The organism is Desulfuromonas sp. DDH964 (assembly GCF_001611275.1).
Taxonomy (GTDB): domain Bacteria; phylum Desulfobacterota; class Desulfuromonadia; order Desulfuromonadales; family DDH964; genus DDH964.
The window spans coordinates 973,052-996,536 of record NZ_CP015080.1 but is presented as its reverse complement, the minus strand read 5'-3'; the positions used below and the strand labels follow the sequence as shown (position 1 = coordinate 996,536).

The following is a 23,485-nucleotide window of genomic DNA, read 5'->3' as shown; positions in this document are numbered from 1 at the left end:
GTTTTGACCCTTTCTTCTCTGGAGGAGGAAACAGATGTTCAAGGGATCCATGGTCGCCATCGTCACCCCGTTCACTGCCGAGGGGAAGGTCGACGAGGAGAAGTACCGGGAGCTGATCGAGTTCCAGATCGAAAACGGCACCGATGTCATCGTCCCCTGCGGGACGACCGGGGAGTCGGCAACCCTCGACTACGAGGAGCATGACCGCGTCATCCGCATCTGCATCGAGCAGGTCAAAAAGCGGGTTCCGGTCATCGCCGGCACCGGTTCCAACGCGACCGCCGAAGCGATCGAAATCTCCCGGCACGCCAAGGAGATGGGAGCCGACGGCGTGCTGCTGGTCTCCCCCTACTACAACAAGCCGAGCCAGGAAGGGCTCTACCAGCACTACAAGGCACTCGCCGAGCAGGTCGCCCTGCCCCAGGTTCTCTACAACGTCCCGGGGCGCACCGGCATGAACATGGAGGCGAAGACCACCATCCGCCTTGCCGCGTTCAAGAACATCGTCGCCATCAAGGAGGCCTCGGGCAGCATCACCCAGGCGAGCGAGATCATCGCCGAAGCCGGTGACCAGATCGACGTCCTCTCCGGTGACGACTTTCTCACCCTGCCGCTGATGGCCTGCGGCGCCAAGGGGGTGATCTCGGTCACCGCCAACATCGCGCCGAAGCAGGTCAAGGCGATGGTCAGCGCCGTCCAGAACGGCAACTGGGAGGAAGCCAAACGCCTCCACCTGCAGCTTCTCGATCTGCACCAGGCGATGTTCATCGAATCGAACCCGGTGCCGGCCAAGACCACCCTGGCGCTGATGGGCAAGATCGACGCCGCAGTGCGCCTGCCGCTGGTGGCGATGCAGGATGCGACTCTGGAGAAGCTCAAGGTCGTACTGAAGAAGCACCAGCTGATTTAAAAATCATAGGTCCCATGGGACGCATGCGACCCATGGGACCTATAAAAAGCAAAGGCACTACCATGACCAAAGTTGCAGTCACCGGCGCCGCCGGGCGCATGGGCGGGCGCATCATTACCGCCATCAAGGAAGCCGAAGGGCTGGAACTGGGGGGCGCTGTCGAGCGGGCCGGCCACGCCCTCATCGGCCAGGACGCCGGGTCTGTCGCCGGCTGCGGGCCGGCCGACGTCGCGATCGTCGACGACCTCGCCACGGCGATGGGTACATCTAATGTCCTGATCGACTTCACCTTCCCCGAGGTGACCCTCGGCAACCTCGCGGTCTGCGCCAAGCTCGGCAAGAGCGTGGTGATCGGCTCCACCGGCTTCACCCCGGAGCAGCGCGCCGCGGTGGCGAAGTTCGCCGCGCAGATCCCGGTGGTCCTCGCACCCAACATGAGCGTCGGCGTCAACCTCTGCTTCAAAATCCTCAAGGATGTCGCCGCCACCCTCGGCAGCGATTTCGACATGGAGATCGTCGAGCTGCACCACAACAAGAAGAAGGACTCCCCCTCCGGCACCGCGGTGCGCATGGGGGAGATCATTGCCGAGGCGGTCGGCCGCGACTACAACGAGGTCGCCAACTACCACCGCCAGGGGATGTGCGGGGAGCGAAGCAAGGAGGAGATCGGCATGCAGACGGTGCGCGGCGGCGACATCGTCGGCGAGCACACCGTCTACTTCATCGGCATGGGCGAGCGCATCGAGATCTCCCACCGCGCCATGAGCCGCGACATGTTCGCCCGCGGTGCGGTGCGCGCTGCCGGCTGGCTGGCGGGGAAGCCGGCGGGGCTCTACGACATGCAGGACGTGCTCGGTTTGAAGTAGCCAGCGCTCTTCCTTTTGTTTTGCCCCGACTCCTCCCCCCCTGTGAGCGGAGCCGAGCGCAGGGATTTTAATCCGAGGAAGTCGGGGACGAATGTCCGAAGCCCGCAGGGCAAGTTTTCGTCGCCGTCGGATTAAAATCCCGCAGCGAGGGGCCCCCGCAGGGGCGTAGCGGTGGGGCGCCCTTTTCTTGGCCTACGTTCTTTTGGGCGAACAAAAGAAGGTAGGGCGGGGCCCGGGGGTGCAGCCCCCGTTGGTTTTTCGCGGCACCGGCAAAAGGTTTATCCCGGGGGTTTCGCCCCCCGCCGACGACTGACTCTTTTTGCTTGCCCAAAAAGAGTCAGCAGAAAAAGGGCACCCCAATCGCCCAGCCCGCCTGCGGCGGGTTCCCTGCGCTCCGCAGACGTTTCGGGGACGGACAAAAACTCGCTGCGCTCAGACAGTTTGTCCGTCTCTTTCCCGAAACGTCCACGGAACTCCGGCAGGGCGATAAGGGGAAATCTATACATCCATTCCATCCGGTCCAAATAAAAGGAGCAATCAAGGCATGGCCCACATCAACGACAACTACCTGAAACTCAAAGCCGGCTACCTCTTCCCCGAGATCGGCCGCCGCGTCCGTGAATTCACCGCCGCCAACCCACAGGCCAAGGTGATCCGCCTCGGCATCGGCGACGTCACCCGCCCCCTCGCCCCGACCGTCCTCAAGGCCTTCCATGCCGCCATCGACGACCTCGGTACCACCGAGAACTTCGCCGGCTACGGCCCCGAGCAGGGGTACGAATGGCTCGCCCAGGCGATCATCGACAACTCCTACAAGCCCCTCGGTGTCGAGCTGAAGACCAGCGAGATGTTCATCTCCGACGGCTCCAAGTGCGACTGCGCCAACATTCTCGACATCTTCGCCCTCGACAACGTGGTGGCGATCGGCGATCCGGTCTACCCGGTCTACAACGACACCAACGTCATGGTCGGGCGCACCGGCGAGGCGGACGACAAGGGGTACTACAAGGGGGTGGTCTACCTCCCCTGCACCGAGGCCAACGGCTTCGTCCCCGAGCTGCCGCAGCAGAAGGTCGACCTCATCTACCTCTGCTCGCCCAACAACCCGACCGGCACCGTCGCCAGCAAGGAGCAGCTCAAAGCCTGGGTCGACTACGCCAACGCCCATAACGCGATCATCCTTTTTGACGCCGCCTACGAGGCCTTCATCACCACCCCCGGCATCCCCCACTCGATCTACGAGGTGGAAGGCGCCAAGACCTGCGCCATCGAGTTCCGCTCCTTCTCCAAGACCGCCGGCTTCACCGGCGTCCGCTGCGGCCTGGTCGTGGTGCCGGAAGAGCTGACCGGGACCACCGCCAAGGGGGAGAAGTACAGCCTCAACAAGCTCTGGAACCGCCGCCAGACCACCAAGTTCAACGGCGCCTCCTACCCGGTACAGCGCGCCGCCGCCGCGGTCTACTCGGAGCAGGGATGGAAAGAGACCAAGGAGATCATCGACTACTACATGGACAACGCCCGCATCATCCGCGAGGGGCTTTCCAAGGCCGGCATCACCTGCTTCGGCGGCGTCGACTCCCCCTACATCTGGCTGAAAACGCCGGGCGGCCTCACCAGCTGGGACTTTTTTGACAAGCTTCTGGGCGAGTGCCATGTCGTCGGCACCCCGGGATCGGGCTTCGGGCCTTCCGGGGAAGGCTACTTCCGGCTCAGCGCCTTCGGGGATAAGGAGAAGGTGGTTGAGGCGGTGGAGCGGATCAAGCAGAAGTGGGGAAAGTAAGATGACACCAAGGGCGGCCGAAAAGGCCGCCCTTTTTATTCCAATAACTTATCATTGGCTTTCGTTCATCGACACGGTATCAAGGAGAGGCCTTTAAGGGCGACACGATGGGGGGACGAGGATTGACACCAGACGCCTGAGGCATTTGCCTTTGGCGTTTTTTTGTGCTTAGCGTGAAAAGTAGCAGAATATCCCGACCTTGCTAAAACCCCAGTGGATACTCTTCGAAATGTCGGAAAGTACGCCCGATAGAGAATTAAATAAACTGTCCCCGGAATTCGTGAAGCTCCCGATCTCCCCTCAACATTATCCACCACATGCTGAAGTTCCGCCAAATCCTGAGGGTAGACAGGAGTAAAAAAACCCCGCCCAGAGGACGGGGCTTTAAAGGCGCCCCCAGAGGGGGCGTTGCCGGTGACCCCCAAAGAGGGTCACCGGAGCGTTGTTCCCACGTCCACAACAATTAGAATTTGAGTTGCTGTTGTTCCACTTTCTTCTCATGCTGCTCTTGATACCGCACGTAGCGCCTGATCATCTCGGCATCCAGGCCTACCGTGTCAACGCAGTAGCCGGGCGCCCAAAAATGATTGCCCCAGTAGCGTTTCTTCCGCAACTTGGGATGGTTCTTTAAAATACGTATCGCTGATCGGCCCTTCAGGCGCCCCATCAACTCCGAAATGGACACCTTGGGCGGCACCATGATGATCAGGTGAATATGGTCTTTCTGGACATTCAGCTCGACGACCTCGCAGTGACTCTGCTCGCTGAAGATCCGGATACACGCTCGAACTTCTTGCGCCAGTTCACCTTCCAATATCCGGAAGCGATACTTGGGCACCCAGACGATGTGATACTGGCAGTGCCAGATCGCATGTGTTAATTTTCGAAAACGGCTCATGGCTTTCCTTTCTGTTCAGGTCGTTGCGGGAACAACGCCTGAATATGGATTGCCATGAGCCCTTTTGGCAAAGCCAAAGGACTCTGACCCCGTCCAGAGGACGGGGGTTTCTACTTCACACTAAAACGGACCTTTCCACTGCTCGCCATTCTTTCTCTAAAGAATTGTAATTAAAAGATAATTTTTCATCAATAGTGACCCATTGGTGGCTGGCTCCGCTTTTGCAATTCCAGGCCAGTGCGAAATCTATTGATCCTCAGGGAGGGTCCTTTCTTGATGGACTCAGCAATAAATCTTGAAAAAGCAGTTTCACGTGACGAACGCGACAGAAAACCGGACGATTATCCACTTTGGGCCGTTTACTTTCCCGGTGAGAGATACTTGAGTTTAAAGACCTAGATTTCGTTGCGCCCGTTGCGACATTGCGTGATCAACTGCCGTGTTTTGGACAAATACCAACCAAGCGATCCAATTGAAAAGTGGCGGTTCTATTTAGGCCAGAACCGACGATAAATAGCCCATCTGTCCATTTAGCATCATATTCAGCACTCCCACTGAGATTTTCCGCGGCTGTCCTTCTGGTGAAACCCAAAGCCCCAAGGTGCAGTCCTGTTCCATGGTTCGGAGAAGGGGTGACCCTACGAACTATGTGGTCAAGGCGATCCTGCTTCCGGTCAGCCCCTGCCAGAAGGGGACAATCGGGCCCAAGCGGAAACAAGTATCGCTCAGTCGCGGCCCGCTACCGAATTCAAATCACACAGGGCAGGACCAAATGGTGGGCTAGCCGGCCGATGCTGCAACGGGACATGTCAGGCAAAACGATTTGGATGAGATCATTGGTGCCACCCGCAGGGGGCTGGTGATGCTAACCAGGACTCAAAAACACGAGTCGTTCTGTTCATCCTTCGTGATAAATGATCGCCGCATTGGAAGCCTGCTCGTCGACACCCCCTTAATCGAGTACCGGCGAATCCCCGGAAAGGAGGAACCAACAGGAAAAGATGAACGCACGAGCACTGCACCGAATTGAACGGAATTACAAAATTTCGAAACTTAACGACGGAGGAAACAAATGAAGAGATCATCGCAAATGCTAGGCTATTCACACCTAAGCCAAAGAATCTGGGGACTATTTGTGGCACTCATGTGCATTACGGTGCTGGCAGGGTGTTCGGGAGATGATAAGACGGTCATCCAAAATCTCCCGACTGCGACGACCGGTTCCCTCAATGTCAACGTGAGTCCGGCTACGGCCACGGTGGTTGTGACGGCGGTGTAAATCAGTTTGTGTAAATGGCTTGGGTTTTTGTCGTCAGTAAACCGGCAACCTGCCTTCGAACAAGATAGAGAACTGGTTGAGGGCGGCCTTCCAGTCCCGAATCGGCAGGGTCCATTTCTTGGCGATATTGTTCAGCGCCAGGTAGAGCAGTTTGAACATGGCTGCGTCGTTGGGGAATGAGCCCCGGTTCTTGGTGACCTTGCGCAGCGACATGTTCAGCGATTCGATCGCATTGGTGGTGTAGATCACCTTGCGAATCTCCGCCGGGTAGGCGAAAAAAGGGGTGATTCTCTCCCAGTTGCGCCGCCAGGACTGGCCGATGGAGGGGTGGGTTTTATCCCACTTCGCTTCGAACTCCGTCAGGTTCATTTCGGCCTGCTCGGCCGTCGCGGCCTGGTAAATGGACTTCAGATCGGCCGCCACTTCCTTGCGCTGTTTCCAGGAGACGTAGCGGAGAGAATGGCGCACCATGTGAACGAGGCAGAGCTGGACCTGGGTGCGAGGAAAGACTGCTTCGATGGCCTCGGGGAAACCTTTGAGCCCGTCCACGCAGGCGATGAAGATGTCTTCGACACCCCGGTTTTTCAACTCGGTCACCACCTGTAGCCAGAACTTGGCGCCCTCGTTCTCGGCCACCCACATGCCCAGGACCTCCTTGATGCCGTCCAGGGTGACGCCCAGGGCCAGGTAGACCGCTTTATTGCTGACGTGGCCGTTGTCTCGCACCTTGACCCGGACCGCGTCCATATAGACGATGGGATAGAGGGCGTCGAGCGGTCGGTTCTGCCAGATCTTGACCTCGTCCGCGACGGCATCGGTCACGCTGGAAATGAGGGCGGGAGAGACCTCGACGCCATAAATCTCTTCCAGATGCCCCTGGATCTCCCGGGTCGTCATCCCCCGGGCGTAGAGGGAGATGATCTTGCCGTCGAAGCCGGCGAAGCGGGTCTGGCCCTTGGGAATGATGAGCGGCTCGAAGCTGCTGTCCCGGTCACGCGGAACCTCGATCGGCAGTTTGCCGAATTCGCCCTTGATGGTTTTGGCCGACTTGCCATTGCGGGCATTGCCGCCTTTCGTGGCCACGGGAGCATGCTTCTCGTGCCCCAGGTGTTGGGTCAATTCCGCTTCCAAAGCTCGTTCCAGAAGGGCCTTGGTGAGCTGTTTAAGCAAGCCGGTTTCGCCGATCAGGTCTTCGGGCTTCTTGTAGTCGGCAAGCAGACGGTCCAGCAGATCTTTTTCGATGGCCATGGGGGCTCCTTAGAGGGTGGGGTCCCGGTGTACCCCTGAATGGCCATTTACACAATCTTTTTCCTGATTAGGTCCAATTCTCAGCTCGGCGAAGCCAGGCCTCGGGCCGCTTGCCGATTGAGACACAGGCGAACAGCAGTCTTGGCAGCATGCTGCGCAGATCGAACCGCCGGTTGAACCGGTACTGAAACTCGGCCAGATAGCGATGCGCATATTTGTCGAAGTCAAACGCATGATACGTTCCGGCCATGGCCGTCTTAAGATTGCCCAGGATGGTGTTGATCCAGTGGAAGCAGCCCATGTCGGTACTTCTGCGTTGATCACCAACCACCTCTCGCTGATGGTAGCACCCAGTCTTGGTGACGGCGCGGAAGCAATTCAGGCCATCAGAAACGACCAGCGCCGTCGGTGCCAAGTGATTCTTGGCCCATTGATCAACGTCATGGCTGCTGAAGGTCGTCACCCGGCTAAAAACAGCTCGCAGCGGATGGCCCTCGTGACTGGTCTCCACTGCCGCAATGAAGGGAACTTTGTTCTCCGAACCGCGACCAACCTTACCGCCGGAGCGTTCCCCGCCCAAGTAGGCGTCGTCGATCTCGACCCGCTGGGCCAGAACCGTTGTCTCTTCGCGCTCGAACATCGCCTGCATGAGCTTGTGCTTGAGCCGCCAAGCCGCTTTGTAGCTCAAACCCAGCATTCGTCTCAACTCCAGCATCGACAGGCCGGACTTGCCTTGTGTCATGAAGTAGAGGGCCAGAAACCACTGGGTCAGCGGCAGATTGCTCCCATGGAAAATCGTTCCGGAGATCAGCGAGATCTGTTTGCGGCAGCGACAGCACTGGAAGATGTTCGACCGTCCTCGCCGAAACTGGACCGCGCGGCTTGCACCGCATGCTGGACAGACAAATCCTTGGGGCCAGCGCGAGTGCTCAAGGATCGCCTCGCATTGGGCCTCCGTACCATAGTCTTTGAGAAAATCAGCCAAGCTCAGCCCCGGTTGGAACTGGATACGATTGATGGCCATGGATGCTAACCTCCTTGTTATTCATGAGTTCCATGGCCAAACTCTATGCTCCCTGTGCGACAGAATGTGTCATAGCTGAGAATCAGACCTAATCAGGATCTTTTTTACACCCTCGTTGTGACGGGACCGGAGGCTTTCACACAAACCTTCACCGGCAACCAACTTTTGACTGATTTGGTGCCAGGCGTTTACACAATGACGGCGACCGCAACCGGTTTCGACGGCGTGGACGGTTCAATCAACGTCGTTGCCGCCCAGACCTCAAGCGTTTCATTAGACCTTCGAAAAACGCCTACAACCGGTTCCCTCAATGTCAATGTCACTCCGGCTTCGGCCACGGTGGTTGTAACGGGACCGGCGGCTTTCGCGCAGACCTTCACCGGCAACCAATTCTTACCCTCGTTGGCGCCGGGTCAGTACACAGCAACTGCAACCGCGCCTGGGTTTGTCGGTGCAAACCGTTCCATCAACGTCGTCGTTGGTGATACTTCGGTCATTTCGTTGGTCCTCAGTGCGACGCAAATCATTTCCGAGGCGCCCCAGGCAGTGTATCGCGTTGGTCAGGACCTCATTCCGCTCAGCCCCAGTGATGTACAATCAGGTGCGTTCTCGTTTTACGCTTGGGTCCAGAATCAGACCGGGGGGATTTCCACCACCGCGATGGAGGCCAACACACTTGCCACCGATCCCGGCGCACCCTTGCTCATCGAACAGACGGACACTGCGCCAAGCTACACCCAGAACCTTGCCGGCGCGTGGGTCGGGTTCACCGACGCCGAGGGGGTTGTCCGCCCGGTGATCGGCGCGGACGTACGCTGGGAGATCGACCAGTTGTGGACCGGAAGAATCAATAGTATCCAGTTCGGCACCTCCGATGACAACCGACTCGCGCTCGGTTACGGGGTCTTCGATGACCAAGCGGATACGCGGACCAATAACGCCAGGCTCATGAACGAGCGCTTCCCTCTTATTGCGACCCAATACCCGCTTTTTAACCTGACGGGAATTGGCACTCCCAATGTCGATGGGTTCACCTGGGTCACGCTCTTCTCACCGGACAAGCTGGCATCGGGCCGTCTTGTGGCCGTGGCCACCATCAACGGGGAAGAGATTGGAAAGCAGATTCTGTTCAAAAATTTCGCGCCCCAACCGAAACTCCAGATCACCAAAACCGTTTCGTCGCCAATCGTGAATCTCGTCGGCGGCACGGCCACCGACACCTGGACCATCACGGTCTCGAATGTTGGCGAAGGTGAGGCCACGAACATCGTCCTCGACGACACCCTAGCATCAGGCATCGGAGCAAATTACACCCTCGGTGCCCCGCTTCCCGCGGGCAGCACCCAGGATGCGGGCCTCGATGGTTTCACTTTCACTATCCCGTCCTTGCAGGGAGGGAGCAGCGCGACTGTGACTTACACCCCCGAGGCCACCGTCACCGCTGCCGGCGTCTTCTGCAACAATGCCCATATCGCCTCGTACTTGAACAGTAGCGGCGAAACCGTCACGGTCGACGCAGGCGACCTCAACGCGCAGGCATGCTTCACCGCTCTTGAGTCGAATGTGTCGATCGTCAAAGACTTCATCGTCAGTGCAACCGACAATACAAGCCTGGGCAAGTCTGTGACCGTGGCCAAAAATGTGCCTGCCACGCTGCGCGTGCAGGTGATCAACAACGGCAACGGTGCCGCCTCGACTGTCAATATCAGTGACGCGTTCAATGGGGCAGCACCCACCACCGGCCTTCTCGCCAACTATACGACCAGTGGCTTTTCGGCGGGTACGCCGAATGTCAACGGCGGCTTCGACGACACCATCGCCACGCTCGCCGCCGGTGCCACCGCGACCTATCTCTACACGGTTGCGGCCTCGGTTGATGCGGAATACTGCGACACCGCCACCATCAACTCAGTTATCAGCGGGACCATTGGCGTAGGCAGCAGCAGCGCTTGTCTGACCGTGGCAACACCCAACCTCACCATCGCGAAAACTAACACTCCGGCCAACGTCAATCCTGGGGCCAGTTATATCTCGACGATAGTGGTGAACAATACCGGCACCGCCGCTGCAACGGGTGTCGTCGTCGGCGACCTGCTCGGTCTCAACTCCATTGCCAACGTCCGGGCCATTTATGTAAGTTCGAGTTTGAACGGTGTTGCCGGCGCGCTGGCAGACAACATCATCAGGTCTGGCACCGTTGAAATTCCGGCGGGCGGGAGTATCACCTTCACCATCGTAAGCCAAATTCCGCCTAGCGCTGCCAGCGGCACCTACTGCAACACAGCGAGCGTCACGAGCACCAACGCCGCCTCCCCGACGCCGGTCGAGGCTTGTGTTGCCGTTCCGGCCTTCGTGGCCCTGCAGACTCAGCTCATCGACCTCAATGATCCGGTCTCGGTGGGATCCAATGTTACATTCTCCTCGACACTCTATGTCGAGTCGCTCTCCAACGAGGGAGTGAAAAACAACGTGCTGACCTACAGCTTCGGTCTCACCAGCCCGACCGTTCTCGGCATTCCCGGAGTCTTCCAGGTCGTCTCGTCGCAGGTCTATCTCGACACTGTGCCGGTTCGGGATCCCGTTACGGGCCTTGTTCTTTCGGATGCGTCGAGCCCCACCGCCGTATTGCTGACGGAGGGCACCGACTACACGCAAACCACGGTACTGGGCAAGCAGGTGATTACCATGAGCTCGAACGTCATCCTGCAACCAAAAACCGCGCTCTATGTCGTGCACGGGGCCACAATCCCAACTGGGACACCAACCAACAAACTGTATACCACGAGCTACATCTGGGATTCGACCGGGTTGATCTCGACGACGACTTACGAGGCCAGTTCGTCCGAGCCCACTACCATCCTCCCGTAGGCGAGGCAATGCCTCGTGAATGACCACGGGCAGATTCATTGGTAAGAACATTCTGAAGAGAAACCCGCGGGGTTCCCCCGCGGGTCAGGTCACTGAAAACCCCGCTTTTCATAAAGCGGGGTTTTCTTTTGTGGAATCCCGGAATTCGGAATTCCGGGGACAGTATGCAGTCCGAATTCCGGTGAATTCCGGGGACAGTATATTTAATTGCCCCCACACTCTCTCTCTGCTATCTTCCCCCAATGGCCCGTATCGCCCGCGTCATAGCCCCCGGCATCCCCCATCACGTTACCCAACGGGGTAATCGTCGCCAGCAGACCTTCTTCTGCGACGACGACTACCGGGCCTATATCGCCCTGATGGCCGAGTGGTGCAACAAGTGCGGGGTCGAGATCTGGGCCTGGTGCCTGATGCCGAACCACGTCCACCTGATCGCCGTCCCCGCCAGCGAAAACTCCCTGGCGCGCGCCATCGGCGAGGCCCACCGCCGCTACACCCGCCGCATCAACTTTCGTGAAGGCTGGCGCGGCCACCTCTGGCAGGAACGCTTTGCCTCCTTCCCCATGGACCTGACCCATCTCTTCGCCGCAACCCGTTATGTCGAGATGAACCCGGTGGCGGCGGGACTGGTGCAACACCCCGAGGACTACCCCTGGAGTAGCGCCCGTGCCCATCTGAGAAATGCGGACGATCCGCTGGTCAAGAACTCGTCCCTGTCGAAGATGGTCGGCAACTGGCGGGAGTTTCTGACCCTGACCGACGAGGAGGAACTCAACCTGCTCAAGAGGCACGAGCGCAGCGGTCGCCCGCTGGGAGGCGCTGCTTTTGTCGATCGCGTGGAGACGGAACTGGCGCGGATACTGCGGCCACAAAAACGGGGGCCGAAACCGAAGACAGGGTAATGCATATACTGTCCCCGAATTTGCCCGGCCTCTACTGCCCCTACACCGTCTCTCTGGCCACGGCGCTGCCCCTCGTCAAGTACGGCACGCTCCCGTTGCAGGAGCGGTTTCTGGCGCCCCTTTTGCGGCGGGGCTGCTTTTCTGGAAAGCAGCCCCGCCTTTTTGCCCAATCCCTTCGCATGGCGCAGTTCTGCCAAATATGATAGTGAAAGCCTGGCGCCGTGCCCCCCCTTCACTTCCCCCTGTTTTCTGGCTTTACCAAGAACAATCAGCATGTTGCACCTATGGTCCCGGCACATTTCCATTCCGGCACAGTCATTGCGCTACATACCCTCTCAATTTGGGAATCAATTCGAGACCCCTGCCTGGAACAGCTCCATAACCACTCACCCCGATGGGAGGCAATATGTCCGGGAAATTTGTCATCGAAAGAGCGAAAGACGACCACTTTTACTTCAACCTCAAAGCCGTCAACGGCCAGGTGATCCTGACCAGCGAGATGTACAAGACCAAGGCGAGTGCCCAGAACGGCATCGAGTCGATTCAGAAGAATGCGGCCGCGGATGACAACTACGAGCGAAAAGAATCGAAGAACAACCAGCCGTATTTTGTGTTGAAGGCCAAGAATCAACAGATCATCGGACAGAGCCAGATGTACTCATCCACCGCAGCAATGGAAGCGGGGATCGCTTCTGTTAAACAGAATGGACCCGGTGGGACGGTGGAAGATCTTACGCTTTAGGTTTGACGAAACAGCAAAGGGACAGGCTACTTTTTCAAAAGCAGCCTGTCCCTTTTTCCATCCTGGTCTTCCCCTGACCGCAGTCAGGGTGGACAATTGCCATACCCCCTCAACATGAGATCATTTTTTACTCCCCCCCCCTAGAATCACTCATATGAGTGATTCTATTTGTTGATTTCTATGCCAATTTAACCTCGATTACTCCCTGCCAAATGATCCGTTGGTATGGAATGCCCACTGCCGACTGCTTCCCAATATTATCGACTCCTCGCCAGATGGCTGGTTAGGGTGGTCCCTGGCGAGCCGTTCATCACATTTTTCAACCTGGGTAATGTTGCCCGCCTCGGCGTCGTTTCGGCATCGTGCTGGCCTGCCTAACTCGAAACGAATAGAGCAGCCCCGAGGGGGGCTTATGTCCATAAGCGAAGTAATCAATTCAATGAGGAAAAACCAAATGCGAAGTCTATTAGCCCTGATGGTATTGGTCGGCCTGGTTCTGGCCGGATGTGGTGGGGGGTCATCCAGCTCACCGCAAGTGACAACCCTTAGCGGAACGGCGGCTGCGGGTGCGGCAATTATCGGCCAGGTCACGGTCAAGGACAGCAGTACCCCAGTTAAGTCAAAGTCGGCAGTGATTGAAGCCAACGGCAATTATTCGGTGGATGTGTCCGGGATGACAGCTCCCTATGTTCTGCGGGCGGAAGGAACCGTTGGTGGCCGCACCTATAAATTGCACTCTTATGCCGTTGCCGAGGATGTTGGGGCGACAGTCAACATCACTCCCTTTACCGACCTGATTGTGGCCAACGCTGCCGGGCAACTGGCAGAGACCCTGTTTGACAACGGGGATTTCAGCGGCCTGACCAGCGCTGAAGTTGAGGCCCAGGAAACGGCGCTGCAAGCCAAACTGCAGAACGTTCTCACCTCTCTTGGAGTCGATGCTGCCGTCGATCTACTGCATACCGCATTCAGTGCTGACCATACCGCGCTGGACGCGGCCCTGGATCTGGTCAGAATCGAAACCGATCCGGCGACAATTCAGGCAACCATCACTAACCTGATCGACAATACCTCGATTACCGACAACCTTGAAAGCACGACGGACAATACCGAAGTATTGCCCGTGATTTCCGATCTGGGTGCAGTACAAACCAGCCAGCAGGCAATATATTCCAAATTTGACAGCTTTTCCGCCCTGTTTGTTGGCGGCCTTCCCAGCAGCAGCCAGTTGAGTCCCTTTCTTGCAGCGGACTTTCTCCAAAACGATCAGGGGGCGGATCAGTTTATTACCGAACTGACGACCGATCCTTCTCTGGTTGGCCTCTCTTTCAGCCATGTCGTTATCAATGGCCTCGATGAGCAGGCCGGCACGGCATCCGTCACTTTTAATGTGACCTTTGCCGGAGTGACCATATTGGAACCCGAAACCTGGCAACTCGCTAAAAACGGGGCGAATTGGGAACTGCGCGGGAACCAGGAAATCGTCGATCGCTACATGGGTTTTATTTGTGACTACAGAACGGAAAATGGCGTCAACTATAAGACCTGCGGCATCAATCTGGGGCTTGACGACAAAAATTTTACCAATAATGGTACCGGCGGCAGCCCGATAGCTTCAGCCAAAGTGACCCTGGTGCGCGAGGGTGTGGCGGTACCGGGAGCGGTGATCTACATGGGGGTACCCGCCTGGGGTGCCGCAGGAGAACTGCGCATTTTTGACAATGACTATTCGGATGATTTCATGGCCTTTGGCAGCGGGGCAGATCAGATTGACCCGGCACTGTTCCAGGTGGGCGATCTGGTGCAGTTCGAGCTGTTCACCGCTCCTCTCGACACGGCCACCCCGGCGGTGAGCGGCACGGCCGTGGCCACCTATGCGACGCCGGTCATGGCACTGCCGATTTCCAATGCTGCAACCGCTTCCTATCCCAGCGCGACCCAGGCTACTCTTGATGCCTTCAACGCGCTGACCACTGCCGGCGGTAATCTTAATGTGGCCTGGTCGATTCCGGCCGGGCAGCACATCGACGAAATTGCGGTGACGGTGAATGACGGATCGACCTGGGTTGACGTTTGGGAAGAAGGGCTGTCGGGTACCAGCAAAACCTTGACGATCGATACCTCTTCCTTGAACCCGGCGAATGCTCCTTACCACACAGAACTGCGGGTCTACTCGATGGATGCGCAAAACCGCTCGTTTTTAAGAACCTACATCGGTACGACCGATTCGGGGGGAGGATCGACTCCTACAACTCCGACAACACTTCAGGTTGGTCAAACTGTCACTGGATCTATTGTCAATGACTTCGGGCATGAGTATGTATTTGCTGCGATTGGCGGCACACAATATACCGTAACCTTAACACCCTCTTCACCGACTGATGACCCCGATCTTTTCGTATTCGACAGCCTGACAAAGATGTATCAACATTTTAATCTTGATGACACAACAAATGAAGCCGCTGCACTGCGCGTTGGGATGTCTAATAATGGGCCCGGAACTGTTGATAGCGTGACATTCACGGCGCAGGCCAGTCAGAATTACTATATTTTACTCAATGGTCCTGCTGATCAAACCGCGAATTATTCTTTACGCGTTTCCGCTGCGGCATCTCCTTCGCTCGAATTCACAACTGCGCTGCTCGATGAGTTCATTGCCGGCGGCGGAAAGATTTCTATCAGCTATCCCAGCGATTCAAGTTCTCCGGGCTATCCTGGCACGACGCAGGAAAATTTCACCCTGAGCGGAAACAGTACGAGTGGGTATGCGATTTCCTATATCGGTGATTATTTCGACGCAAATGGCACTTACGTCAGCTCAGAAGGGCCGTTGTCTGAGGCTCTGTTCTTGCAGCAGAATGGCACTCTCGATATCGGCAATCCGTCGCTCACGACCTGGTCGATCGTCAACGTACATAGTGCCAACCTCTATGAAATTGCAGGAACCGACGGTGTCGATAGCTGGACAGATTTCTGGTACATCAACACCACACCCCCGGGCTGGTTGACTGCACCCTGATAGTTTCATCACAAAGGTAAGGGCAGGCCATTCATTTGGTCTGCCCTTTTTTCAACGTGATATCGCCGGTTTTTACAATCTCAATTTGGAATTCACAGGAGGTAGCTCATGAATTGTTTGCTGAAAATACCAGTGTTACTATCGTTGACCATTCTTGCAGTCGCTTGTGGCGGAGGTGGCGGAGGCGGCGGAGATAATGCACCGGCCGCTGCGCCGTCAAGTACGATGGTTGGCAGTTTCATTGATTCACCGGTAGACGGTCTAACCTACCGGACCCCCAGCCAGAGTGGCAACACGAACAGCAGTGGAGAATTTACTTATAAAAAAGGTGAATTTATAGAATTCTTCCTCGGCAAAACCCGCCTCGGCCAGACCCTGGCGCGGTCGGTGGTGACTCCCGTCGATCTGTTTCTCGGTGCTTCACTTGAAGATAAACGAGTTGTCAACCTCGCCCGGCTTCTGCAAACCCTCGATCTTGACTCTGATCCAACCAATGGCATCACCCTGGGAAGTGGCATTGCAAATTTTGATCAAGCTCTCGACTTCGCGCAGGAATCCTCATTAATATCGGCGCTGGGCGCCTTCGATGCGTCCTTATCTTTAAAGGACAGCGCCGCGGCAAAAAGCCATATGGCCGGGAGTCTGGATAGCGTCGTGGCCGATATGCCCGAAGCGACCTTTCACAGTATTCTGATCGATCCACGCTACAGCCAGAGCAATCAATGCGTGGCCTATACAGGTGCGACGCTGGCGGTGGGAAAGAATTCCGGGGGTGAAACCACCCTCTCGGGTGTAGCAACGCGCACCACCGGTGAGACAGAAAGTTTCACGGCAACCTATACAAATGGCCTCTACACCCGCATGCAAAGTGTTCCTGAAAATGCCGCGATCAGTCCTGTTGATTTATCCATCAAGGTTGAAACGTATAAGGCTGAAATTTTCTGGAAAGAGTCACCGACTTGTGCCGGGTTTATTGTCATGTCCATTGACGATGCGCTGAACTACCCACCAACCGCACACATCGGGCCGGCATACCAGATTCCAAACGTTGCGGGAACGCCCGGCGTGAAGGATGTTCTGGTCTTTTATGGTGCTGGTTCTGACTCGGACGGTTACGTGACCGAGAATTATCTGACGACGACCGATTTCAATGCCGGCCCCCCGGTGAGCCACGCGATCCCATACACATTTCCCGAACTTAGCGGCTATCAGTTCACCTGGGAGTACACGCTTGACGGTGTGGTACAGCCTACGGAAAATGTCGATCGACTGCTGAGGGTCGAAAAATTTCCGTGGGAAAGTGCAGAAATCAAGTTAACAGTCTATGACAATGAAAATGCGGCCACGACTGTAACGAAAACGATTCCGGCCACGGGCACGGCACCGGTTACCTTGGGCAGTTGTACCATATCGTCCGGTTCCTTTCCCACCTGCTTCGAAATGTCAGGCACCGGGGTAGATACAGCTGTATTTCAAGCGAGCTGTAATGCGCAGAGCGGAACTTATTCAAGCGCGGTTTGCAATGGTAATTTTTTTGGTTCATGTACGACCACTACTTCAGGGCTGACGACACGTTTTTATTATCCAAGCACCGGTTATCCCATCTTAGATGCAGAATTGTCATCTTCATGTAATCTGAATGGTGGCGTTTGGCAGTAATAAAAATTATTTAGCGGTTAAATTTCAGTGATCTATCGAGTCTGAATGGTGGTGTTTGTGTAACATCAGCATTTACATCATCAACGCCAGAGAACATTTTTTTACCTGATTAGCCCTAATTCTCAGCTGAGGGGCGAGAGCGCTTGGGCATCCAATATGTAGGGGCCCCATTGTTCAATTCATCGCTACGGCTTGGGCTCTTGTAGGGGCGATCCGCATCAAGCTGAGAATCGGACCTAATCAGGTTTTTTTATGCTAAATGCGCAGTTTGATCGCTCAGGCGATAATCTGATCTACAAAAATCATTTTGGTCCTTATTCCAACACGACCAGAGCGGAGCTTATTTTCAACCATATTTTCAACCTGATCAACAACGCGCAGCTTCCTCAGGGGTGTTTCGTTTACTGAAGTTCAAAAACGGAGATGATATATATGAAGAAAAATTTTTTAATTTGGCTATTAGTGTTAATTTCCATCAACTTTCTTAGTGCCTGTGGCGGTGGCGGAGGTGATAGCGGCACGGGGAATCCGGATCCCTCTGTTCAATATTTTGTTGGGGGTACGGTGGAAGGGCACAATGGCACTTTGAGTGTTCAGAACAGCCAGGGAGATGTAAGGAAAATCTTTACCTTTAATGACAGCTTTATGTTCTCCTCCAAGTATTTTGGTGGCGACGAGTATGCGGTGGCCATCTATGAACATCCGATTGGCCAACACTGCACCATCGACCACCCGACTGGAATAGCGGGAGCCCCGGTCGATGGCCCCTTCGATTTCAAGATCGTCTGCACAGACGCTCCCCAAAAAGTCGAAATGATGGTGTTCGACGATGGCAGTGCAACCCTGGCCAACGTCTTTTCTTTCCCGAGCGGTGGTATTGTGATGGAGTTTTCGAGGGCGACAGGAGAGATCCTGAACGCGACCGCCGTTTATGAAGGGAAGGAAGTGGCACTGGCACTGGAGGCACCACTGGTTGCTTCCGCCATCGCGAGCGATATTGATGGGCTCATCGCTGGGATTCAGCAATCACTAGGCCGGTTAAAAAAAGTCCCCGTTGCCAATCTCGTTTCCCTCAAGCTGGCTACCGAAATTGAAAACTTCAAATCGAATCCGGATCCCTCAGCGGGAGCCTTGACCTGGCTCGCTTCTCCTCTCGACTTGGGTAAGGTCCAGGAATACCTCGCTGACAAAACCGGCCTGTTTAACTCGACAAGGCAAGCGACTCCCGAAGATAGCACTGAAGTGCCCGAGCCGTTGCTGACGCATCCGACCCAGCCCCAAACCCCGGCTCCCTTCACGGACGAAATTACTCCAAAGCTCAACACGGTTGATTCAAAAGGAATGATCGTTGCCCAAGGCAGTATTGCCGAATTCAGCATGTCTGCCGATTCTATCTCCTGGCCAGGAGAGATCAATTTCCAGGCGACTTTCGTCAACCCTGACGGCACCCTTCCTGGATATTCAGAGTGGTTTTATTTTCCGCCGAAAGATGTTTATACGTACATCGACCCGATTGTTTTCGGTGGTGGAATGCATGCCAGTCTGAGTAGAAACCTTAATCATCCAGGAACTTATACGGTTATCCATAAAGTATTTAAAAATGTGAGCTCAAACTGGCTTCTTGCCAGCGCGACCAAGACGTTCACCGTCACCATACCACCCACAGACGCGGCCTTTGTTGCCAATCCGACCACCGGTCCGGCTCCCCTGACGGTGTCTGCCACCGCAACCAATCCAACCGCTCCCTCTCAGGATCCATATGAGTTTGAATGGACTGTGAGCGGCACAACCCCCGTAAAGGGGAGCAGCTCATACAGTTACACGTTTACCACGCCAGGTGTGTACGCAATCAGCCTTAAAGCCACCGACCCGAGAACCGGCGCATCCTCAACCTCATCCGTTGCGATAACGGTTACCGAGCCTGCGATTGAACCGCCCCCGCAAGACCTGGTCACTGAAGCGAACGCCACGGTAAAAGGGGTAAAAATCAACCGGAACAGTTGGAATGGGAATTACTTCGCCTTCGCGAGCCCGTCCAGCAGTTATTATTTCCATGATGATAACGATTTTGTTTCCTCATTCATGATTATTCCGATTGGTTTTGGTGATATGCAGATGTCCCCTGTTACATCTCAGTATGGTGTTGGAGATATTCAGCTCTACATGGCCGTTGACGTGCAGGACAGCAGCATGTGCAGCCTAAATGCGACGATCAATCAAAACATGCCGAATTCGGCCTACACATGTGACCCCCTTTATCCCGTCTCCACCACAATCGATATCCGGATTTTCCGATACAATCTCGGCTCTACAGCGACTATCCGTGGGTGCGCGGATTTATTCGGTAACCAAAGTGGTACGCCTGGTGATGAACCGTGCTTTATCGTTAACAGTTACTATCCCCCGTATTCTTCCGGTAACGGTACTCTGTATAGCTCTCTGGGGCATTACACCCACGGCGAACTGTCCGTAACCGGAAAAACCGGGTCGGCGATTTCCGGCACCTTCAATTTTCGCATGGTCGATATGGAAACCAGCGCCACCCCCGTCCAGATCAGCCGCGGATCATTTAAGGTAGAGGAAAGCAATATTCAGCACTAATAGGCTCAAGTCGCGACAACAAAAAGGGGCAGGCTACTTTTTTGAAAAGTAGCCTGCCCCTTTTTCCATCCCCTGCTATCCCCCAGCAACCAACTCCCGCCGCATCTGCTAAAATCCTCCTATGTGCGGCCGCCTCTCCAACCATCTCCCGATCCCGGATCTGGTCGACTATTTCCAGCTCACCAAATGGCTGGACTTTGAGAACCGCTACAACATCGCCCCCTCCCAGAAGATCCCCGCCATCCGCCAGAATGAAGACCAAAGAGAATTGTTCTTGCTGCACTGGGGGCTGGTACCGCACTGGGCGAAGGACGTGAAGATCGGCTACCGGATGATTAACGCACGGGCCGAGACGCTGACAGAAAAACCCTCCTTCCGCGAGCCCTTCCACAAACGGCGCTGCATCATCCCGGCGAGCGGCTTCTACGAGTGGCAGCAGGGTGCCAAGACGCGGCAACCCTATTACCTCTTTCGCCAGGACCACGCGCCCCTCGCCCTGGCCGGCCTGTGGGAGCGCTGGGAGAACCCGGCAACCCCGGGCGTGGTGCTGGAGTCCTGCACCATCATCACCACCGCGGCGAATGCGCTGATGGCAGCGCTCCACCAGCGGATGCCGGCGATCCTCGAACCGGAAGAATTTGGCGCCTGGCTTGACCCCCGCCAGCAGGGAGCAGACCTCCTCCCCCTGCTGCGGCCCGCCGCCGCAGGGGTGCTCGCCTGCTTCCCGGTCTCGACCTATGTGAACAAACCGGGGAACGAGGGAGCGGACTGTGTCCGCCCCCTCGACTCGCCGGAGGCCTAAAGGGGTCAGAACCCCAACGGGGTCACATCCGATAAGAAAGGCGGCCGATTGGCCGCCTTTCTTATCCTTCCCTCCCGCCCGCTCCTCGGACCAGTAGCGCCCGCCGGTTCCGGGCCGGACGAAACCGAGGTGGCAGGCATGGCGGGTGAGCTGCAGCGTCATCATTTCGTTGGGGGCGCCTTCGTGGTTGATCCCAGCGACCATTCCCCCTAGAATGGCCGCTACTCTTTACCTGCACGGATGATATTTCATCACGACAATGCCACAAACCCGGCTCGAACCGACAGGGAGGAATGAATCTCCCCGCAGCAAGCTACGGGGTATCAAAAGTTTAGATTGATCGCTTTCATCGAAGCAAGCTTCGGGGAATTCGACCCACCTGAGATTGAAGCATGAAAGTCGTCGCATTCAACGGCAGTCCACGCAAGGAAGGAAACACCCGCCAGGCCTTGAACATGGTCACGGCGGAGCTGGAGGCGGCCGGGATCGCGACCGAGGTCGTCACCGTCGGCGACCAGGTGATCCGCGGCTGCATTGCCTGCGGCATGTGCGCCAAGAACAAGGACGAGAAGTGCGTCCTCCCCGGCGACGAGGTCAACACCTGGATTCAGCAGATCAAGGCGGCCGACGGCGTCCTCCTCGGCTCGCCGGTCCACTACGCCGCCATGTCGGGGGCGATGAAGTCCTTCCTCGACCGCGCCTTCTACGTCGCCGGCATGAACGGCGGCCTCTTCCGCCACAAGGTCGGCGCCGCGGTCGTCGCGGTGCGCCGCTCCGGCGGTATCCCGGCCTGGGAGCAGCTCAACAATTTCCTGATGTATTCGGAGATGCTGATCCCCACCTCCAACTACTGGAACGTGATCCACGGCCGCATGCCGGGGGAGGTGGCCCAGGACGAGGAAGGGGTGCAGATCATGCGGGTGCTCGGCAAGAACATGGCGTGGCTGCTGCAGCTGGTCAAACACGGCAAGGGGGCGGTGACGCCGCCCCCGCAGGAGAAAAAGGCCTACATGCACTTCATCCGCTGAGTCACCGAAGCGACGCGGCGGCAAGGCAATTGCCCAGCTCGCCGGCGCGCAGCCGGTCGAGGCGGTGCTGACCTGGTTCCACCAGCAGGGGTGAGGCGCCGGGCAAAGGTCACCAGGGACGCTCTTTCCCCTCGAAGTCGTAAAGTCCGCCGCTCTGTTCCGGGGTCAGGCCGAGGAGCACCTCTGCTAGCCCGGCGGCACTTTCGGCCGGCGCCACCGGGGCGGATTTCCCACCCATGCTGGTGCGTACCCAGCCGGGATGAAGGGAGACGGTGAGAATGCCCCGTGCCGCCAGGTCGATGGCAAGTCCCTTCATCAGCATATGCACCGCTGCCTTCGAGGTGCGGTAGGCGTAGTATCCGCCGCTGCTATTCTCCGCAATGCTCCCCATGACGGTGCCGAGGGTAGCGACGATGCGCCGCTCGCTGGCGGCGACCTGCTCAACCAGAGCCTCGGTCAGGCGCATCGGGGCAATGGTATTGACCCGGAAGGTCTCGAGCCAGCCCTCCTCGTCGCTCTGGCCGAAGCCCTGCTGCTTTGGCCCCTTGATCCCGGCGTTGTTGAGCAGGATATCGATCGGCGTGCCGGCGAGCTCCGTGGCCAGGGCGGCGATCTGCCCGCCGTCGGTCACCTCGAGGCGGTGGATCGTGACCCCGGATGCGGCGGCGGCCAGGGATTGCAGCTCCGTGGCCACCTCCGGGCGCCGGCAGCAGGCAAGCACCCGCCACCCCTTGCCGGCGAAGACCTTGACCAGCTCCAGGCCGATGCCGCGGTTGGCTCCAGTAATGAGAAGTGTCGACATGATGTACTCCTTTCCGGCCGGCGGTGCCGGTATGGCACAACAGCGGACCTATATTTAACTCAACCACGGCCGACGGGGGTTGGCAAGGCAGCGGCAACCGGTCCCGCCCGCCCGTGGTAAAATATAGGCAACCAGAAAAGGAGGATGCCATGCAAGAAGCACCCTGTACCGAATGTGGAGAACTCTGGCAGGAAGACGAACTGTTGGAGCGTGAAGATAATGGCGAGCGGGTCTGCCCGGTCTGCTCGGGCCTGCTGGCCGACGAAGATCTCAGCTGCCGCTTCGAAGAGACCGGCTGAGGCCCGCCCCCACTCTCCGCAGCCAAGGAGGAGGTCCATGAACAAACTGACCTGGTACGGCCACGCCACCCTCGGCCTCGAAACCGGTGGCCACCAACTGATCATCGACCCCTTTTTCAGCGGCAACCCGGCCGCCTCGACCACGGCGGACGAGGTCTCGCCCGATTTCATCCTGGTCAGCCACGGCCACGGCGACCATATCGGCGATGCCATCGCCATCGCCCGGCGCACTGGCACCCTGGTGATCGCCAACCACGAGATCGTCACCTGGCTCGGCCGGCAGGGGCTGGAGAAGCTCCACGGCCAGCACCTCGGCGGCGGCCACCGCCATCCCTTCGGCTACCTCAAGCTGACCCTCGCCCTGCACGGCTCGATGCTCCCCGACGGCTCCTACGGCGGCAACCCGGCCGGCTTTTTGCTGACCACCAACGACGGCAAGAAGATCTACACCGCCCAGGACACTGGGCTGTTCGGCGACATGCGGCTGATTGGCGAGGAGGGCCTGGAGGTGGCGGTGATCCCCATCGGCGACAACTACACCATGGGTCCCGACGACGCCCTGCGGGCGGTGAAGCTGCTGCAGCCGAAGACGGTGATTCCAATCCACTACAACACCTTCGAGCTGCTGCACCAGGACGCGGCGGCCTGGAAAGCCCGGGTCGAAGCCGAAACGGACACCAAGGTGGCGGTCCTGACGCCGGGGGAGAGCTTCAGCTTCTAGCTGCGAGGAGCGGCGCCGCGTGGCGGGAGGCCGCTTA

General features: G+C 57.3%; 17 protein-coding genes. 13 read left to right on the top strand and 4 right to left on the bottom strand.

All coding sequences use genetic code 11. The features are described from left to right. Positions 1–34: 34 nt before the first annotated feature. The 3 genes from dapA to DBW_RS04425 all read left to right on the top strand — a co-directional run bounded on the left by dapA (position 35) and on the right by DBW_RS04425 (position 3,556). Entirely contained in the window at positions 35–910 is an 876-nt protein-coding gene (dapA, locus tag DBW_RS04435) for a 4-hydroxy-tetrahydrodipicolinate synthase (RefSeq protein ID WP_066724818.1), read from the top strand. Between the two features lie 62 nt (positions 911–972). Beyond that, positions 973–1,776 carry a 4-hydroxy-tetrahydrodipicolinate reductase gene (dapB, locus tag DBW_RS04430; RefSeq protein WP_066724814.1) on the top strand — a complete coding sequence of 268 codons (804 nt, stop codon included), beginning with the start codon at positions 973–975 and terminating at the stop codon, positions 1,774–1,776. Between the two features lie 544 nt (positions 1,777–2,320). After that, positions 2,321–3,556 carry an LL-diaminopimelate aminotransferase gene (locus DBW_RS04425; protein WP_066724806.1) on the top strand — a complete coding sequence of 412 codons (1,236 nt, stop codon included), beginning with the start codon at positions 2,321–2,323 and terminating at the stop codon, positions 3,554–3,556. A 463-nt stretch (positions 3,557–4,019) separates the two neighbouring features. On the opposite strand, the gene tnpA is transcribed toward DBW_RS04425, so the two are convergent. From tnpA to DBW_RS04405, 3 genes are all read right to left on the bottom strand, one after another. Then, positions 4,020–4,454 (bottom strand): IS200/IS605 family transposase, encoded by a 435-nt coding sequence (gene tnpA / locus DBW_RS04420; protein WP_066724805.1) that lies wholly within the window; start codon positions 4,452–4,454, stop codon positions 4,020–4,022. A 1,312-nt stretch (positions 4,455–5,766) separates the two neighbouring features. After that, positions 5,767–6,981: an IS256 family transposase gene (locus tag DBW_RS04410; RefSeq protein WP_066722594.1), complete on the bottom strand. Its 1,215-nt coding sequence runs from the start codon at positions 6,979–6,981 to the stop codon at positions 5,767–5,769. 67 nt (positions 6,982–7,048) lie between these two features. Continuing rightward, positions 7,049–8,005 carry an IS1595 family transposase gene (locus tag DBW_RS04405; protein WP_066723977.1) on the bottom strand — a complete coding sequence of 319 codons (957 nt, stop codon included), beginning with the start codon at positions 8,003–8,005 and terminating at the stop codon, positions 7,049–7,051. 195 nt (positions 8,006–8,200) lie between these two features. Here DBW_RS04405 and DBW_RS04400 point away from each other — a divergent pair, with 195 nt between their 5' ends. From DBW_RS04400 to DBW_RS04360, 8 genes are all read left to right on the top strand, one after another. Further along, a complete protein-coding gene (locus tag DBW_RS04400; protein ID WP_066724802.1) occupies positions 8,201–10,873 on the top strand; it encodes a DUF11 domain-containing protein in 2,673 nt (890 codons plus the stop codon). Between the two features lie 242 nt (positions 10,874–11,115). Next, positions 11,116–11,775, top strand: a complete 660-nt coding sequence (locus DBW_RS04395) for a transposase (RefSeq protein ID WP_066724799.1) — start codon at positions 11,116–11,118, stop codon at positions 11,773–11,775. Between the two features lie 406 nt (positions 11,776–12,181). Beyond that, a complete protein-coding gene (locus tag DBW_RS04385) occupies positions 12,182–12,517 on the top strand; it encodes a YegP family protein (RefSeq protein ID WP_066724793.1) in 336 nt (111 codons plus the stop codon). Between the two features lie 454 nt (positions 12,518–12,971). Beyond that, positions 12,972–15,536 carry a hypothetical protein gene (locus tag DBW_RS04380; protein WP_066724791.1) on the top strand — a complete coding sequence of 855 codons (2,565 nt, stop codon included), beginning with the start codon at positions 12,972–12,974 and terminating at the stop codon, positions 15,534–15,536. Positions 15,537–15,644: 108 nt separating this feature from the next. Next, a complete protein-coding gene (locus tag DBW_RS04375; protein WP_157471758.1) occupies positions 15,645–17,195 on the top strand; it encodes a hypothetical protein in 1,551 nt (516 codons plus the stop codon). A gap of 432 nt (positions 17,196–17,627) precedes the next feature. Beyond that, positions 17,628–19,796, top strand: a complete 2,169-nt coding sequence (locus DBW_RS04370) for a PKD domain-containing protein (RefSeq protein WP_066724785.1) — start codon at positions 17,628–17,630, stop codon at positions 19,794–19,796. 121 nt (positions 19,797–19,917) lie between these two features. Next, on the top strand, positions 19,918–20,598 hold the full coding sequence (locus DBW_RS04365) for an SOS response-associated peptidase (RefSeq protein ID WP_066724775.1): 681 nt from the start codon (positions 19,918–19,920) through the stop codon (positions 20,596–20,598). A 392-nt stretch (positions 20,599–20,990) separates the two neighbouring features. Beyond that, positions 20,991–21,626: a flavodoxin family protein gene (locus DBW_RS04360; RefSeq protein ID WP_066724772.1), complete on the top strand. Its 636-nt coding sequence runs from the start codon at positions 20,991–20,993 to the stop codon at positions 21,624–21,626. A 109-nt stretch (positions 21,627–21,735) separates the two neighbouring features. Here DBW_RS04360 and DBW_RS04355 read toward each other — a convergent pair whose 3' ends face one another. After that, a complete protein-coding gene (locus tag DBW_RS04355) occupies positions 21,736–22,428 on the bottom strand; it encodes an SDR family oxidoreductase (RefSeq protein WP_066724769.1) in 693 nt (230 codons plus the stop codon). A 149-nt stretch (positions 22,429–22,577) separates the two neighbouring features. Here DBW_RS04355 and DBW_RS18400 point away from each other — a divergent pair, with 149 nt between their 5' ends. Next, on the top strand, positions 22,578–22,727 hold the full coding sequence (locus DBW_RS18400) for a hypothetical protein (RefSeq protein WP_157471753.1): 150 nt from the start codon (positions 22,578–22,580) through the stop codon (positions 22,725–22,727). A gap of 37 nt (positions 22,728–22,764) precedes the next feature. Beyond that, complete coding sequence (locus DBW_RS04350; protein ID WP_066724766.1) at positions 22,765–23,448, top strand: metal-dependent hydrolase; 684 nt, start codon at positions 22,765–22,767, stop codon at positions 23,446–23,448. Positions 23,449–23,485 lie beyond the last annotated feature (37 nt).